Here is a 15,235-nt window from a genome sequence, read left to right as displayed (position 1 = left end):
ACAAAAACAGCCATGATAAATATTGAATTTAATAAAGTGTTTTCAGACTCTTTTGACACTTTTAAAGCGCTTAATAATTTAAGCACAACGCAAGCGAGCGAAACAAGCTCCGGTACCCCAAGCAGCATCTGGCAAATACTAAATCATTTAACAATTTGGCAAGACTTTCAATTAAAAAATCTAAAAGGTATTGCCTCAGTAGATATTCAAGAGGCTAACACCTGGGCAGAAGAGAAAAATGTGACCGATGAGAAATTGTTAAAGGAAAGAATAGCTTTGTTTCATACACAAATTGAACAAATAAAAATGGAAGTAAGTCAGCTATCAATAACTGACAAGGACATAGAAAAAAAGTTAAAAACCATTCAGGACGTAAGCGTTCATTTATCATTTCATTTAGGAGAAATTGTTCTCATCAGGCGACAACTTGGACACTATCCGAAACCAAGTGAAATGAAAGCGTTCTTGGCAAATGACTGAAATAGCAACCACTTTGCTGGTTCCAATTAGTACTTAATTAACACAAACCAATTCTGTGAATTTTGTAAAATTTTTCAAAAGTTTTGATACACTTTTAATGTTCAATATCCGGAATTTTATTCTTTTATAAATAGTAACTATTAAAGAATAAAAACAATGGAAAATTTAAATAAAGAAAACAAAAAGACAATTACCATTGAAAGGACTTTCAATAGTCCACTTGCTGCCGTATGGAAAGCATGGAGCGAACCCGAAAGCCTTAAAAAATGGTTTAGTCCCGAAGAATACACCGCACCAAACAGTACCATTAATTTTACAGTTGGAGGTAAATACTTTAATTCCATGCAAGCCCCCGATGGAAAAGTAACTTGGTCAACAGGTACCTATAAAGAAATTGTACCTCTTAAAAAGATTGTGTATTCAGACAGCTTTGCAGATGCGCAGGGAAATATAGTCCCGGCTTCATACTATGGAATGCCCGGAGATTGGGATTTAGAATTGAGGGTAACAGTAGAATTTGAAGAATGGGATGGAAAAACCAAAATGAAGCTGCAGCATGAAGGTTTACCCATTGAAGTGGCAGATGATTGTAAACAAGGGTGGAACTCTTGTTTTGATAAATTAGAACGTGCGCTGTAGTTAAATTACGAACATATACCATAAATAATATAAAGATGCTGAGAGGCATCTTTTTTTTATTAGCACACGCTCGCATCTTGCAAATGAGTATATAATAGGTATACAAAACCAAAGCAATTTTTTGCGATGTTAAATAATAGAATACTTTTGTTAATAGGAATGAAGAACTAAAGGAAGTCGCATGAAAATATCCATTGACTTGACAAGAGAAATATTTGATGACGTTAAAAGTGTTAGCTTTTACGACAGTAAGACAATATTCTTTGACCCGACAACTCTTCTACCTTCGACAGTTATATTTAAAGTATGGGGCGCAGGGCTAATGCCAGATTTTGACTGGGCTAAATACATTGACTTAGATAAAGAAATTTATATCAAATCAATATTACAGAAATCGTTTGGTAATGAAATTACTATTCAGGGTTTCGGAACTTTAACATTTAACAATGTGGTGGCAGGTAAAATTTGCATTTCTCCTTACGATAGCAAGGAATTTTTAAAAGACAAAACAGGTAAACAAATACAATATAGAAGAGAATGGACACTGGAAAACATAGACAATGACAGTTATGAGTATTGGCTTGATACATCAATCTATTTCCCTTATGGGGCCTGTGACTTAAAATTATATGCAAAAGGTAATGTGACATTTGAATTTGATACAGATGATTGTGTAAGTGGTATAGAATACATTACGAACCCCAATCGTCAGGATACATTTTGGGGCTATTTAAAAGACAAAACGTTGACGACAAACTCTTACAAGTACGAAGACCTCTCGGAAAATAAAAGCCAAGAATTCGTTGACAATGGTTATTCATTGCAAAATAAGTCTATTAAAACAAAGAGAAATAATGCTCACTTACCTGATAACTTGAATTCAGGAATGGAAAACCTTTCCGGCTATTCAATGGATGATGTAAAAGTGCATTATAATTCGAAGCCTGCTCAATTACATGCTCATGCACAAGGAACAGATATTCATTTAGGGCCAGGGGAGGAAAAACATCTTCCACACGAAGCTTGGCATGTGGTGGAGCAAAAGCAAGGGCGTGTAAAGCCCACTATGCAGATGTATGGCAAAGTGAATGTAAATGATGATGGTGGCTTGGAAAAAGAAGCTGATATGATGGGAGGTAAGGTGTTCCCCGCTGGTGTGAGCGTGCCACTCGTTCCAATTAATATTTTAAAAAACAATGAAACAGATAATTTTTACACTACTATTAGGCGCTGGATTTATAACTTGTACTGCTCAGACAACGGGAAAAAAGAGTAAGCAAAAAGCTAAAGACCCCATTCAAAATGCATCGGCCGTTAAATTACAATACGACTCTAGTTTTATTGCCGGGCTTGATGAAGTATTTGAAAAACCCTATAAGCTAACCCACCATTATATTTTAGTAGAACAAGACACTGTATATCCGCCAGAGCAATTGCCCATCAATAAAGAAATAATATTTCAGGGAAACAACAGTGCTTTAATATTACAGGGAATGGCAGATAGTCATAAAGAGCAGTTTTTTTTATCCATTAAAAGAACCAATTATACCAATTTTACTTATAAGCTTATACAAGTTAACAATGATAGTATTGTTGTGAACTCAAAAGAGGGTACCGCTGTTTTAAAGGCAGGATATGTGCTGTCAAAAGAAAATAATGGCCCGAACCATTTAAATTTTTTCCCGCAATACAATGATAATGCTGATACTTGTTCGTTTGAATTTATGTTTAACGATATAGATGAGCAAAATAGCCTGAGCCTTGATATACGAATGAGCTGTAAAAGCAAAGAAAGAGAAGATATTTTCTCAGAGAAAAATATATACTTCTCAGAAGTAAAATTCCTGCCTAAGAGAAATAAATGAACCCCGTAGAGACGTTGCACGCAACGTCTTAAAACTATTGCAGTCGAGAACCCGCGCTGGTGCGAGCGTCAGCTCGTACCAATTCTCATAAATCCAATATCACAAATCTTAAATCACATATTCTTCCCCTTTGGCAGGAATAACAATATGGCTAAAACCGGCCTCCGTTAATTTATCTCTAAAATGCACTTGTGTAGGGTATTCGCCATGCACCAAAAACATTTTTTTCACTGCCTTCTTATCCTGGCAACTCAAGTATTCAATCATTTCCTGATAATCAGCATGCGCACTATACGAATCCATCACCACTACATCAGCCCTTACCTCGTATTCCTCGCCAAATATCTTTACCAGCTTATCTCCATTCCTTATTTTACCACCCAACGAGTGCGGTTCCGCATAACCCACTATCAATATAGTATTTTTAGGGTTAGCAATAGAATTAGCCACATGGTGTTTTATTCTGCCAGCCTCAATCATACCTGAAGCCGATATAATAATACAAGGCTCCTTTCTTTCATTCAATCTTTTAGAAGCCTCCACATCCCGAATATAAGTAAGTTTATCAAATCCAAACGGATCATCATCATGTTGCATATAAGCAAGAATACCATCATTAAAGCACTCGGGATGGTTACGCATAATATTAGTAGCATTAATAGACAAAGGACTATCCACAAAAACATCAATTTTAGGTAATAACCCTTTGTGAGCCATTTGGTCAAGCGCATATACAATTTCCTGCGTACGACCCAAGCTAAATGCAGGAATAATTAACTTACCCTTTTTAACAACACAAGTATTATGTACAACCCCCAATAGCTCCTCCTCACTTACCGAGTTATCACTATGCAGCCTGTCCCCGTAAGTCGATTCACAAATAATATAATCAGCCTGAGGAAAAGGCTCAGGGTCTTTTAAAATAGAGCCACCATACCTACCAATATCACCCGTATAACACAACTGTTTAGTATGTTTATCCTCCGTATAAGTTAAATTAACAGCGGCACTACCCAATATATGTCCACTATCTGTAAAACATAATTCCACACCCTTACACACCGTATAAATATGGTTATACGGAACCGCAACAAATTGTTGCAAACACTTTTCAACATCCATTAAATCATACAAAGGCTCAAGCGGTTTTTCGCCCCTTTTAACACGCCTTTTATTTACAAACTTTAAATCACTTATTTGAATATGCGCACTGTCACTCAACATTATTTTACATAAGTCAAGCGTGGCAGGCGTACAAATAATAGGTCCACTAAACCCGCCCTTAACCAGCCCTGGAATATTACCCGAGTGGTCAATATGCGCATGCGAAAGAATTAAATAATCAATGCTGGCAGGGTCAAATCCCCAATGCCTGTTTAAAGCCTCGCCCTCGCTTCCCTTGCCTTGAAAAAAACCACAATCCAATAAAATTTTATTATTGTTAACAGTAGTAAGCAAATGCTTGCTACCCGTAACCGTTTGCGCTGCACCAATAAACCTAACCTTCATGTATCAATATACTTTTAGAAACAAACATAAGTTTATTTACCAATTAAAAAAGAAGGCTACGTTCCAGTGTACCGAAACGTAGCCTTAGTTATAGATAAGTTATTGAGCTAAACCCCTAAAAAGGCATTTTAATAGTTAGGCCATATATATACAAATCCTTACCCTTTATAATATCAAACGAGTAATTAAAAGTACCATTACCCTCATACAAAAACCCAAACTTAAAGGCATTGTCAAAAGTTTTAATATCATTGCTTTTCATTAAGCCCGCCTGTAAGCCAAGCCAAGTTGTTTTACCCCTGTTTTGTGCATACAAATTAAAAGCAAATCGCCCTTCGTACGAATTTACCAACGATATACCCGTTATCTCCCCTTGATTAGTATTAGCAAAAGGAAAAGCCGTTAAACCCAAACCCATTTTATATTTAGCTACCGAATACTTATCCGTCAACCTTAACCATAAATCAAAACCCACAATAGGTGCAAAAGTATTACCAAGTAAACCCACACCAAACGATGGAGCCAATTCAATCGCATCCGCATGACCACGCGTTTTACTTGCTATAGTGTAACCATTATCCGCATTTAAATTTATTTTATACGAACGCTTTAATTCATCACCAGCATTTTTATAAGTATAGTTAATAGCCTCGTTTAAGCTAATACTACCCAATATATTCTTTAGCTCCTGCGGGTCGCTCAAATAAATTTCAATTCGGTAACCACTTATTAAATCATAAATATGGTATTCATATTTAGGTAAGTCCAGTTGCAGGCGTTTAATTTCATACCCAACATCTACCGAGTTATTATTATACTCTGCATTCTCCGCTTTAATTCTTCGCTTGCCAGATTCATTAACAAAATAGAATACCTTCTGTGCATCTATAGCCAGCGTTTTATTAGCCCTTGCTGCTTCCAAATCATTAATAAAAAGCGTTTTTAACGAGTCAGCCTTTGCGTATTTCATCATGTTTTTAAAACCATCGCCAATAAATAAAATTTTATTGTTACCCACTAGTTTAATTACCAAAGTATCCGTTTTAATTACTTCATTTTCGTTCAGGTGTACAAAGTACATGGCTGCCTGTTGGCCCCATAATACCGTTTGAGTAGAGGCAATAAAAAGCCACACAGCTAAAAGCATACATTTTTTCATAGTTATAAAATTTGATTGTTGTTTAATTAATTTGTTTTACCAGACCAATGCCCGAGCCTTTGTTAGTAGCGGCAGCTGCATTACTCTGCGCAGAAAAGCCAATTTTAAATTTAAATTTTTGTGAGGCCACTACATTTTCCATCGATGTTTTAGCCGATACAATAGGTTCGTTAAAGTCAATCTCTACAAAACGTTTGGCTTTAGCCGTTACCTGTTCCACAGCTACTATTTGTATTACCTTTGGTGAGTCGATAAAAACAATAAGAGGTTCCTCTATAATCTCTTTAGGTTCCAATACCATATTCTTTTTTACAGCAGCGGGTTTAATTTGAAAGTCATTTTGCGAAGCCGGTGTAATAGTATTTTGTTTACCCGTTTCTTGTTTTACCACATCCTTTCTCTCCGTTTGTTTGGTAACATTAAAACTGCTTGCCGGTTTTGTTACCAGAGTAGTTTGCACCTGCTTAATTAAAAACAGACCAACCCCACCAAACAATAAAAGCAGAGCCGCAATCCAAGCCGTTTGCCTCACATAAAACAATACCGGTTTTTTCTCCTTTTGTTTTACAAGACCTGCCTCCAATAACTCCCATTTATTATCCAGGTTAGGAGTATAGCCATCAGGTAAATCAATTACCGAATCAATTTTCGCTTTAATTATATTATTGCTATACATTTCCATAACCATACTGTTTATGCGTAATTATATTTTTAAGCTTGGCTTTAGCCTTAGCCAATTGTGTTTTACTCGTGCTTTCCGTAATACCCAGTTCTTTCCCAATCTCCTGGTGACTATAACCCTCAATGATGAATAAGTTTAATACCGTTCTATAACCAGTAGGTAATTTCAAAATTGCATCAAATAAATATTGCGCATCTATTTGTTGCAGGTAAGCATCGTCAAAAGCAATATCCGTTACCTCCTCAATATTTACCAGACTAAAATTGTTTTGCTTACGTAAAGCCATTAAAGCCTCATTCACCATAATGCGTTTAAGCCAAAATATAAAACTGTTTTCATGCTCCCCTTCAAATGACTTTATTTGCTGAAAAGCCTTTAAAAAACCCTTCATTACACAATCCTCCGCTTCATCAATTCTGTTTACATAACGCTGGCATACCCTGAACATGGTATTGAACAACTGCTCAAATACCAGCTTTTGAGTAGCAGCATCACCTTGTTTTAAGTGTTTAAGTTGTACAGCGTTTAGTTGCATGTTGGTTTTCTATATGCTTAAATGCACAGCACATCCGTAAAGTTGCCCGGCACCTATAATTATATTGTAATTAACTGATTTATAGATAAAATATTTAATTGTATTAACCACATACCTTAAAAGTAGTATGTTGCCCAAAGCATAAAAACAAAAATGGATAGCCAACCCGAAATAATTGAAGCAAAAGAAGCCAGCTATCTATACACCCAAGTCTCCACCATTCAACAGGCAGGCAATGGTTTATTTACCGCCATGCCCATTTATAAAAACGAAGTAATAGCCATTTTCAAAGGCAAAATACTTTCCAACCAACAAGCCCGGCAATTAGCCGAGGCAAAATTAGATGGTTATTTTATTAATATGGTAAACGGCAGTATTATGGACTCCAGAAACACCAAATGTTTTGCCAAGTATGCCAACGATGCCCTAAGTAAAAATAAAAACAATGCTCAAATAACTCTCGACTCCAATAACAAAGTTTGTTTGCAAGCCCTGCGCGATATAGCCTCAGGTGAGGAAATATTTTGCAGTTACGGTAAAAAGTACTGGGCACATTTCAATAAGCAGTAGCTTATAAAAAACAATCCATTCAGGCATCTATACCACCTATAAATTTGACTATGAGTATAAAATTAAAAGTTTTAATTTTATACCGCAAATGAAACCACAGGCATACTTACTTTTAATACTCTTTGCATTGTCGGCAGTTTCTTGCCAGCAACGCTATTGGTATAGGGCAGTAGTTTGGTCACATAGCAAACCCAATTACCCCATTAAAATTAAAATAATAAACGAAAGCCCTTTTTTTGTTTCCAAGCGATTTGAAGAACAAATACAAAAAGCCTGCGAGCAACAGCTTGCCAAACTGGGTTATATAGTAAGCAAGAAAAATCCAAAATACGAGTTCAGCTTAGTGGTAAAAGTCGATTCATTTTACGTAAAAGGAATGGGTTATGTGGGCGATTTTTATCGCAACAGTTACGGCTATAACGGCAAAGTTTTATCCATCATGTTTGAGTGCTTTATGTTCGACCAAAAAAACAGGGGAAAATTATGGTCCAATGAAAACGAACTCTATTTCTTTAACATGGAAAACAGAGATTTACGCAGAAGCAAAAATCTGGTGCGTTATATGATACGAAGCGCCAAGTAAAAAAGCCAAGTCCATACAGACCTGGCTTTTTTATTTTTAATAAAATGAACCTATTTACTAATTACTATCTTACTAACTGCACTGGTGTTATATAAAGCGTTAACGAGTTGAGCAGTATAAATACCATTATCCAAACCCGATACATCCACTATACTATTACCCACCTCGGTAGATAAAACCAGTTTACCACTTACATCAAATAAATATAAAATAGAGTTAGGTAAAGCAGCAATGTTTATTTCATTGGCAGCAGGGTTAGGAAATACATTCAATACGTGAGCAGGCTTGGCAACTACATCAATACCCGTTGCCACCTCATCAAAAATATACTTTTCAGTCGCTTCCGTACCCCAGGTGTTTTCATCAATGGCATTGTACCCATAAGCAATAGTAGCCTTGTTCGTATTATCATAAGTTACTACTATTTTACTTTTGTTTTTCCATACACTGTTGGTGTCCAGCAGTACAATAATTTCATTCAGTTTGTTATTGCTTGTATACCCATATTTCTCCTTTACTATAGGGCTAAAAACACTATTACTTGTATAGCTGCTCCATATAGTATGCTGCACAATCAGGTTATTGCTATTGTATTCAAAAGAGTCAGTCTGGTTTATTTCCCATGCGTCAGCCGTTTCACTAAACTCACTGGCTATGATAGATTTTAGTAAACCAGCCTCATAATTATAGTCAGTCCTAGCCACCGTATCACCGCTTTGAATACCCGATTCAGTAATTAGTTTACCGGTGTTATTATATGAATAAGCACGCACATAGCTGGCTTCGTTGGCTACCACATAAATACTATCACTTGTTCTTACACCATTTGTATAATTAATTACATACACATAATTGTCTGCGTAATTAGTTGAAGTAGGAGAGCTGGCAGTTTGTACATTGATTTTTTTCAAACGATTCTCACTATCGTAACTATAAAAGTATTTGTTTTTATTGTAGTAAGTAGTGCCATTATAAATATTTTTGGCTTCTTCAAAAATGGTAGCAATGCGGTTATTATTATCCAATACAAAGCTATCCTTTGTCAGTTGTTCATCTTTCCAATTCGCACTTACCCAGTTGGCAGTTCTGTCAAGTATTAGGTAATTCGTATTTGGTGCTCTTTTCTTAACAAACAGTTTGCTGTTAGTCCATGCAGGGTTACTCGTTTTTAACTGCTTTAAAATATAAGGATTTTCATCCCGTAACAAATTTAAACCTGTTAAAGGTTCATCAAATACAGAAGGAAAAAAAGATTGAGCGTGACCGTACACGTTTAACAATGTAAGCGTACATAATAGTAAAAAATGTTGTTTCATAATGGTATGTTGTTTTTAATAAATTTGAGTATGAAACGACAACCAATAAAGAAAGGTTACAAAAAAAACGGCCTGTAATTAATATTACGGGCCGTTTTTGTATAATAGGTTATTATTAGGGTTAAGCGCTCAAAGCAGCAGCTCCACCTACAATTTCTGAAATTTCAGTAGTAATAGCAGCTTGGCGAACCCTGTTGTATTCAATTTTTAAGGCTTTCAATAATTCACCTGCATTATCAGTAGCTTTGTCCATGGCCACCATTCGGGCTCCATGTTCCGATGCCAATGAGTCAAGCATGCTTCTGAACAATTGCGTTTTTAAAATACGCGGAATTAATGCTAATAAAATTTCTTCCTTGTTAGGTTCAAAAATATAATCACTCTTCTTGTTCGACTCTTGGGCAAAAGTAGCCGTGTTAATAGGTAAAAACTGTTCAGCACTTAATATTTGCGTAGCCGCATTTTTAAACTGATTGTATACAATCTCTACCGCATCAAATTTACCAGAGGTGTAGCTATTTAAAATAAACTCACCAATTGCAAAACTCGATTCAGCATTAGGCGTTAACAATGCATCTTTAAAAGCATCAATATATTTTACGTTTTGTTTAGAGAAAAAGTCATGTCCTTTTTTTCCAATACCCAATACCGTTACATTACCGGCAGCTTTTTGACTGGCATATTTTTCATTGATAGTCTTGTTAGCCATTTTTATTACGTTAGCGTTAAACGAACCGCAAAGTCCTCTATCGCTGGTAATAACAACCAATAATACATTTTTAACCGGGCGGGCATCAAAATATACCTTCAAAGCATCAATATCAATACTATCAGTTAAGTTGGCTAAAATACCATTTAATTTAGTAGCGTACGGACGCATTAATGTAATAGCATTTTGCGCTCTACGTAATTTAGTAGCCGAAACCAATTTCATGGCTTTGGTTATTTGTTGCGTAGATGAAACAGACGATATCCTTATTCTTACTTCTTTTAAATTTGCCATTTTTATTTAGTTGATTGGTCAATAAGTTGATTGCGGTATTGCCTAAACAACCTCAATCAACCTATTAACTTTTTACTATTATTAATCTACGTATTTAGCTGATAACTCTTTACAAACTTTTTCAAGTACAGCAGCAGCATCATCACTTAAACCTTTTTTCAATTCATCTAAAGTAGATTTGTGTTTGCTTTCTAAGAAATTTAAATATTCTTTTTCAAACTCAATCACTTTATTAACAGGCACCTTTGATAATAAACCTTTAGTACCTAAATAAATAATAGCAACCTGTTGGTCAGCACGTAAAGGAGAGAATTGACCTTGTTTCAATATTTCCACGTTACGGGCACCTTTTGCCAATACCGATTTAGTAGCAGCATCCAAGTCAGAACCAAATTTAGAGAAAGCCTCTAACTCACGGTATTGAGCTTGATCTAATTTTAAAGTACCTGCTACCTTTTTCATTGATTTAATTTGAGCATTACCACCCACACGCGATACCGAAATACCTACGTTAATAGCCGGACGAATACCCGCATTAAATAAATTCGATTCTAAGAATATCTGGCCATCAGTAATAGAAATTACATTGGTTGGAATATAAGCAGAAACGTCACCCGCTTGCGTTTCAATAATTGGTAAAGCCGTTAACGATCCACCACCTTTAACCAAGTGTTTAATTGAATCAGGAATATCATTCATTGCTTGTGCAATAGAATCAGTTGCATTTATTTTAGCAGCACGCTCTAATAAACGACTATGTAAATAAAATACATCACCAGGATAAGCTTCACGTCCAGGAGGTCTGCGTAATAACAATGAAACTTCGCGGTAAGCTACAGCTTGTTTCGATAAATCATCATAAACTACCAAAGCAGGTCTTCCTGAATCGCGGAAAAACTCACCAATTGCAGCACCAGCCATAGGAGCATAAAACTGCATAGGAGCCGGATCAGATGAAGTAGCCGTAACAATAGTAGTATATTTCATAGCACCATTAGCTTCCAAAGTTTTTACAACCTGAGCCACCGTTGATGCTTTTTGACCAATAGCTACATATATACAATAAACTGGTTTACCAGCTTCGTAAAATTCTTTTTGGTTAATGATAGCATCAATACAAACAGCAGTTTTACCGGTTTGTCTGTCACCAATTACCAACTCACGTTGACCACGTCCAATTGGAATCATGGCGTCAATAGCTTTAATACCAGTTTGAAGAGGTTCTTTAACCGGCTCGCGGAAAATAACACCTGGAGCCTTACGCTCTAGAGGCATTTCATACAAATCACCGCTAATAGGTCCTTTACCGTCAATAGGCAATCCTAAAGTATTAACAACACGGCCAACCATACCTTCACCTACTTTTATAGATGCAATACGTCCTGTTCTTTTTACAGTGTCACCTTCTATAATAGAATCGCTAGAGCCTAATAATACCGCTCCTACATTATCTTCTTCTAAGTTTAATACAATGGCTTGAACACCATTAGCAAATTCAATTAATTCTCCAGATTGAACTTTAGTTAATCCGTAAATGCGGGCAATTCCATCGCCCACTTGAAGCACCGTTCCTACTTCTTGCAATTCAACATCCGATTTAAAGTTGCTCAATTGCTCTCTTATAATTGCCGATACTTCGTCAGGTCTAATCTCTACCATACTGATTTTTTTAGTTTATTTTGAGATATATGTGTTTAATAATTCTTGTTTAGCTTTACGCAATTTGCCGCTAATACTTGCATCGTACAAGCGATCCTCCATTTGTATCATTACTCCTCCTATTAACGAAGGGTCAACTTCCAATTTTAGGTCAACATTTTTACCGCTTTGTTGTGTTAAAAATGCTTTTATTTCGGCTATTGTTTCAGCGTTTGCTTCAACCGCAGTTTTAACTGTAGCAGTAGCTATTTTTTTAATTTCGTTGTATTGAGTTACAAAACTTTCAGCTATCGGTTCCAATAACATTTCGCGTTTCTTGCGTGTTATTGTTGCAATAAACAACATAGTTAACTTGTTGAAAGTAGTACCAAATATTTTGGTCATTACCGCCATTTTTTGATCACCTTTTACTACCGGGCTTTTCAATAAGTTGGAAAGCTCACTATTGTTTTGAATAGTGGAAAGCAATAATTTAATATCTGAACAAATCACATCTAAGCTATTTTGTTCAACAGATAAATCAATTAGTGATTTCGCGTAGCGGCTTGATACTCTGAATTCAGACATATTGTTAGTTCAGTGTAATGTTTTTTAAATTGTCGTTTATAAAAGCTTCTTGTTGGCTTCTGTCTTCCATTTTCTTGCGAAGCACTTTTTCAGCTAAATCAACAGTTAAAACAGCAACTTGCGTTTTTAACTGGTTCATGGCATTTACTTTTTCATTTTCAATAGCTTCTTTGGCAGATGCTATCATTTTATCGCCTTCTTGTTTGGCATCGTTTTTTGCTTTAGCTAAAATCTGATCTTTAATTTCATTCGCTTCTTTCAACATTTTATCACGCTCAGCACGTGCTTCATTTAATAAACGTTGGTTGTCTGATTTTAAAGCCTCTAATTGTAAGCGGGCAGTTTCGGCTGATTTTAAAGCTTCATCTATACTATCTTCTCTCTCTTGAAGAGTTTTCATGATAGGTTTCCATGCAAATTTTCCTAAAAAGAAAAATAACAAGCCAAAAGCCAATGTGCTCCAAAAAACTAATCCAATACTTGGGGTTACTAATTCCATTATTTTATATATGCTATGTTGTTAATTGTAAAATTAAAAAATAGCCCGATTTTAAAGTAAATCCAATCGGGCTATGTGCTAATTAGTTAGATCCGTTACCTAACAAAGCTACCACCACTGCGAATAAAGCAACCGCTTCTACGAAAGCAGCAGCAATAAGCATTGCAGTTTGAATTTTGTTGGCAGCTTCTGGTTGACGAGCCATACCTTCCATGGCTGATCCCCCGATTCTTCCGATACCTAAGCCGGCACCAATTGCGGCTAAGCCAGCTCCGATTGCAGCGATACTTCCTGTCATTTTAGTTTAGTTTATTTTAAGTTTAACAATGGTTTTTATTTTTTATTAATGGTGTGCATCATGTTCAGGTTCTTGAACAGCCATACCTATAAACAATGCCGATAGGATGGTGAAAATGAACGCTTGAATAAAAGCAACCAGTAATTCGATGGCACTAATGAAAACGATTAGTGGAGTTGCTACCGTTCCCACCAAAGCAGACTTGAATATAAAGGTTAAGCATACTAAGCTTAATACCAATATATGTCCTGCGGTAATGTTAGCAAACAAACGAATCATTAGGGCAAATGGTTTAGTAAAGATACCGATAATCTCTACAGGTATCATTAATGGATATAACCACCAAGGCACATGCGGTAAAAATATGTGACTCCAGTAATTTTTGTTTCCATTTAAGTTTGTTATTAAAAAAGTAATAACCGCTAAAACCATTGTTAAAGCTATATTACCAGTTACATTAGCTCCACCCGGAAAAAAGGGAACCAAGCCTAAAATATTATTGAACCAGATAAAGAAAAATACGGTTAGTAAATAAGGCATGAATTTGCTGTATTTAGCACCTAAATTAGGTTTAGCAATATCATCGCGCACAAATATAATAATAGGTTCCAACCAGCTTTGTAATCCCTTTGGCGAGCCTATACCTCTTTTTGCATATCCTTGAGCTACTACTGTAAATATAATCATTAAGCCCAAAACAGATAATAGCAATGAGCAAACATTTTTAGTGATAGAAAAGTCAAGCACACCTTTAGAAGCAGCTTCGTCAACATTACCTGTAGCATCTACAACTTTTACTTTTTCGTGTATTAATTTATAAGTGTAATGCGTACCTTGGTAAGCATCGTGTCCGTGGTTAAATTTACCACTTGAAAAAAACTCGAAACCTTTGTCGGTTTTTAATATAATAGGCAAGTGAACCGAAGTATGTCCCCATAAATGCCAATCGTGTGCATCGGCAATATGTTCCATAATGGCTTTATTCGCATCAAACTTTTCTTCTCCGTGTCCAGCTCCATGATTTTCCTCATGTGTGGCATTTTGCGCCTCTTTGGCAGTGTTTGAGTCAGAAGAAATGCTGTTTAAAGTATCATTTGTTGCATTTTGGTGCTCATGATTAGCAAATAAAAATACTGAAATGAATGAAAATATAATCGTTAATAAAGATATTTTGGCCTTTTTAGTTATTGATTTTATGTTAGTTAGATTGTTCATCGGTTGCTTCATTTCTTCCTGAATCGGAGCGCAATTTAGTTGTAAGGATATAAATTTCAAACACAATAAATAAAATAAACAGAAGCATAAAATAAAAAATGAAAGCCAATTGGTATGTTTTGTGTGTTAGCGCATAATACAAAACGTAAAACAAACTGCTCACAAACCGTAACCCTAAAGCGGCATAGCTAAAAAGCACAAATTGTTGGTTTCCTTGTGTTTTACCCAAATAGCTTATGAAAAATACTAGGCAAGTAACCAAACAATAAAAACTCACACATATCAATGCATCGTTTACATTTAAGTTAATGGCAAACTGCTTTATAGCCCATTTAGTTCCCAGTCCAATAAGAATACTTATGCCAATACTTAGCAAACAAAACTGCACAACAATTTTCATATTACTTACTTTCCTTTTGAATACCCTTAATTAAATTGTAAAACCCAATGGCTAAACCAATAAACAAACCAACCATTGTTAAAATGGGTCTTTTAAACTGCCAGTGCTTGTCAGCCCAATTACCCAAATAAGTAAATACAAGCATTACTACAATAGCACCTACTAGTAAAGCCATAAATTTTGCATATTTTGCATAACTTTTCTGAATTTCCTTATTGTCGTCTTGTTCACTCATAGTATATTGGCAAAAGTAATT

At 35.6% G+C, this 15,235-nt stretch carries 19 protein-coding genes; 6 read left to right on the top strand and 13 right to left on the bottom strand.

What is annotated here, in order from left to right:
• Positions 1-12 precede the first annotated feature (12 nt).
• The 4 genes from V4538_01030 to V4538_01015 all read left to right on the top strand — a co-directional run bounded on the left by V4538_01030 (position 13) and on the right by V4538_01015 (position 2,984).
• Positions 13-480 (top strand): DinB family protein, encoded by a 468-nt coding sequence (locus V4538_01030; protein MES2379591.1) that lies wholly within the window; start codon positions 13-15, stop codon positions 478-480.
• A 156-nt stretch (positions 481-636) separates the two neighbouring features.
• Complete coding sequence (locus V4538_01025; protein ID MES2379590.1) at positions 637-1,119, top strand: SRPBCC domain-containing protein; 483 nt, start codon at positions 637-639, stop codon at positions 1,117-1,119.
• A gap of 322 nt (positions 1,120-1,441) precedes the next feature.
• Complete coding sequence (locus V4538_01020; protein MES2379589.1) at positions 1,442-2,395, top strand: DUF4157 domain-containing protein; 954 nt, start codon at positions 1,442-1,444, stop codon at positions 2,393-2,395.
• Positions 2,316-2,984 (top strand): hypothetical protein, encoded by a 669-nt coding sequence (locus tag V4538_01015; GenBank protein MES2379588.1) that lies wholly within the window; start codon positions 2,316-2,318, stop codon positions 2,982-2,984. The genes V4538_01020 and V4538_01015 overlap by 80 nt, the downstream gene beginning before the upstream one ends.
• Positions 2,985-3,092: 108 nt before the next feature.
• Here the strand turns inward: V4538_01015 and V4538_01010 are convergent, their stop codons facing one another.
• The 4 genes from V4538_01010 to V4538_00995 form a co-directional block, all read right to left on the bottom strand.
• Positions 3,093-4,493, bottom strand: a complete 1,401-nt coding sequence (locus tag V4538_01010; GenBank protein ID MES2379587.1) for an MBL fold metallo-hydrolase — start codon at positions 4,491-4,493, stop codon at positions 3,093-3,095.
• Positions 4,494-4,608: 115 nt separating this feature from the next.
• Entirely contained in the window at positions 4,609-5,652 is a 1,044-nt protein-coding gene (locus V4538_01005; GenBank protein ID MES2379586.1) for a hypothetical protein, read from the bottom strand.
• 22 nt (positions 5,653-5,674) lie between these two features.
• Positions 5,675-6,334 carry a hypothetical protein gene (locus V4538_01000; GenBank protein ID MES2379585.1) on the bottom strand — a complete coding sequence of 220 codons (660 nt, stop codon included), beginning with the start codon at positions 6,332-6,334 and terminating at the stop codon, positions 5,675-5,677.
• On the bottom strand, positions 6,321-6,869 hold the full coding sequence (locus V4538_00995; GenBank protein MES2379584.1) for a sigma-70 family RNA polymerase sigma factor: 549 nt from the start codon (positions 6,867-6,869) through the stop codon (positions 6,321-6,323). Before V4538_00995 ends, V4538_01000 begins: the two co-directional genes overlap by 14 nt.
• A 153-nt stretch (positions 6,870-7,022) precedes the next feature.
• Here V4538_00995 and V4538_00990 point away from each other — a divergent pair, with 153 nt between their 5' ends.
• Both V4538_00990 and V4538_00985 read left to right on the top strand, forming a co-directional pair.
• Complete coding sequence (locus V4538_00990) at positions 7,023-7,439, top strand: SET domain-containing protein-lysine N-methyltransferase (protein MES2379583.1); 417 nt, start codon at positions 7,023-7,025, stop codon at positions 7,437-7,439.
• 88 nt (positions 7,440-7,527) lie between these two features.
• Positions 7,528-8,022, top strand: coding sequence for a hypothetical protein (locus tag V4538_00985; protein MES2379582.1), 495 nt, complete (start codon positions 7,528-7,530; stop codon positions 8,020-8,022).
• A gap of 50 nt (positions 8,023-8,072) precedes the next feature.
• On the opposite strand, the gene V4538_00980 is transcribed toward V4538_00985, so the two are convergent.
• The 9 genes from V4538_00980 to V4538_00940 form a co-directional block, all read right to left on the bottom strand.
• Entirely contained in the window at positions 8,073-9,338 is a 1,266-nt protein-coding gene (locus tag V4538_00980; protein ID MES2379581.1) for a T9SS type A sorting domain-containing protein, read from the bottom strand.
• A 121-nt stretch (positions 9,339-9,459) separates the two neighbouring features.
• Positions 9,460-10,341 carry an ATP synthase F1 subunit gamma gene (gene atpG, locus V4538_00975; protein MES2379580.1) on the bottom strand — a complete coding sequence of 294 codons (882 nt, stop codon included), beginning with the start codon at positions 10,339-10,341 and terminating at the stop codon, positions 9,460-9,462.
• Positions 10,342-10,422: 81 nt separating this feature from the next.
• Complete coding sequence (atpA, locus tag V4538_00970) at positions 10,423-12,000, bottom strand: F0F1 ATP synthase subunit alpha (protein ID MES2379579.1); 1,578 nt, start codon at positions 11,998-12,000, stop codon at positions 10,423-10,425.
• Positions 12,001-12,015: 15 nt separating this feature from the next.
• On the bottom strand, positions 12,016-12,567 hold the full coding sequence (atpH, locus tag V4538_00965; protein MES2379578.1) for an ATP synthase F1 subunit delta: 552 nt from the start codon (positions 12,565-12,567) through the stop codon (positions 12,016-12,018).
• Positions 12,568-12,571: 4 nt separating this feature from the next.
• On the bottom strand, positions 12,572-13,066 hold the full coding sequence (gene atpF, locus V4538_00960; protein MES2379577.1) for a F0F1 ATP synthase subunit B: 495 nt from the start codon (positions 13,064-13,066) through the stop codon (positions 12,572-12,574).
• Positions 13,067-13,148: 82 nt separating this feature from the next.
• Positions 13,149-13,364 carry an ATP synthase F0 subunit C gene (atpE, locus tag V4538_00955; protein MES2379576.1) on the bottom strand — a complete coding sequence of 72 codons (216 nt, stop codon included), beginning with the start codon at positions 13,362-13,364 and terminating at the stop codon, positions 13,149-13,151.
• A 45-nt stretch (positions 13,365-13,409) separates the two neighbouring features.
• Positions 13,410-14,579 (bottom strand): F0F1 ATP synthase subunit A, encoded by a 1,170-nt coding sequence (atpB, locus tag V4538_00950; GenBank protein ID MES2379575.1) that lies wholly within the window; start codon positions 14,577-14,579, stop codon positions 13,410-13,412.
• Positions 14,563-14,979, bottom strand: coding sequence for a hypothetical protein (locus tag V4538_00945; GenBank protein MES2379574.1), 417 nt, complete (start codon positions 14,977-14,979; stop codon positions 14,563-14,565). The genes atpB and V4538_00945 overlap by 17 nt, the downstream gene beginning before the upstream one ends.
• A gap of 1 nt (position 14,980) precedes the next feature.
• The gene (locus V4538_00940; protein ID MES2379573.1) at positions 14,981-15,214 is read right to left on the bottom strand and encodes an AtpZ/AtpI family protein; all 234 of its coding nucleotides are present in this window, start codon (positions 15,212-15,214) and stop codon (positions 14,981-14,983) included.
• Between the last annotated feature and the right edge of the window lie 21 nt (positions 15,215-15,235).

The organism is Bacteroidota bacterium (assembly GCA_040388375.1).
GTDB lineage: Bacteria > Bacteroidota > Bacteroidia > UKL13-3 > UKL13-3 > JAAFJM01.
The sequence above is the reverse complement of the archived record's forward strand: the minus strand, read 5'-3'. Positions and strand labels throughout refer to the sequence as shown.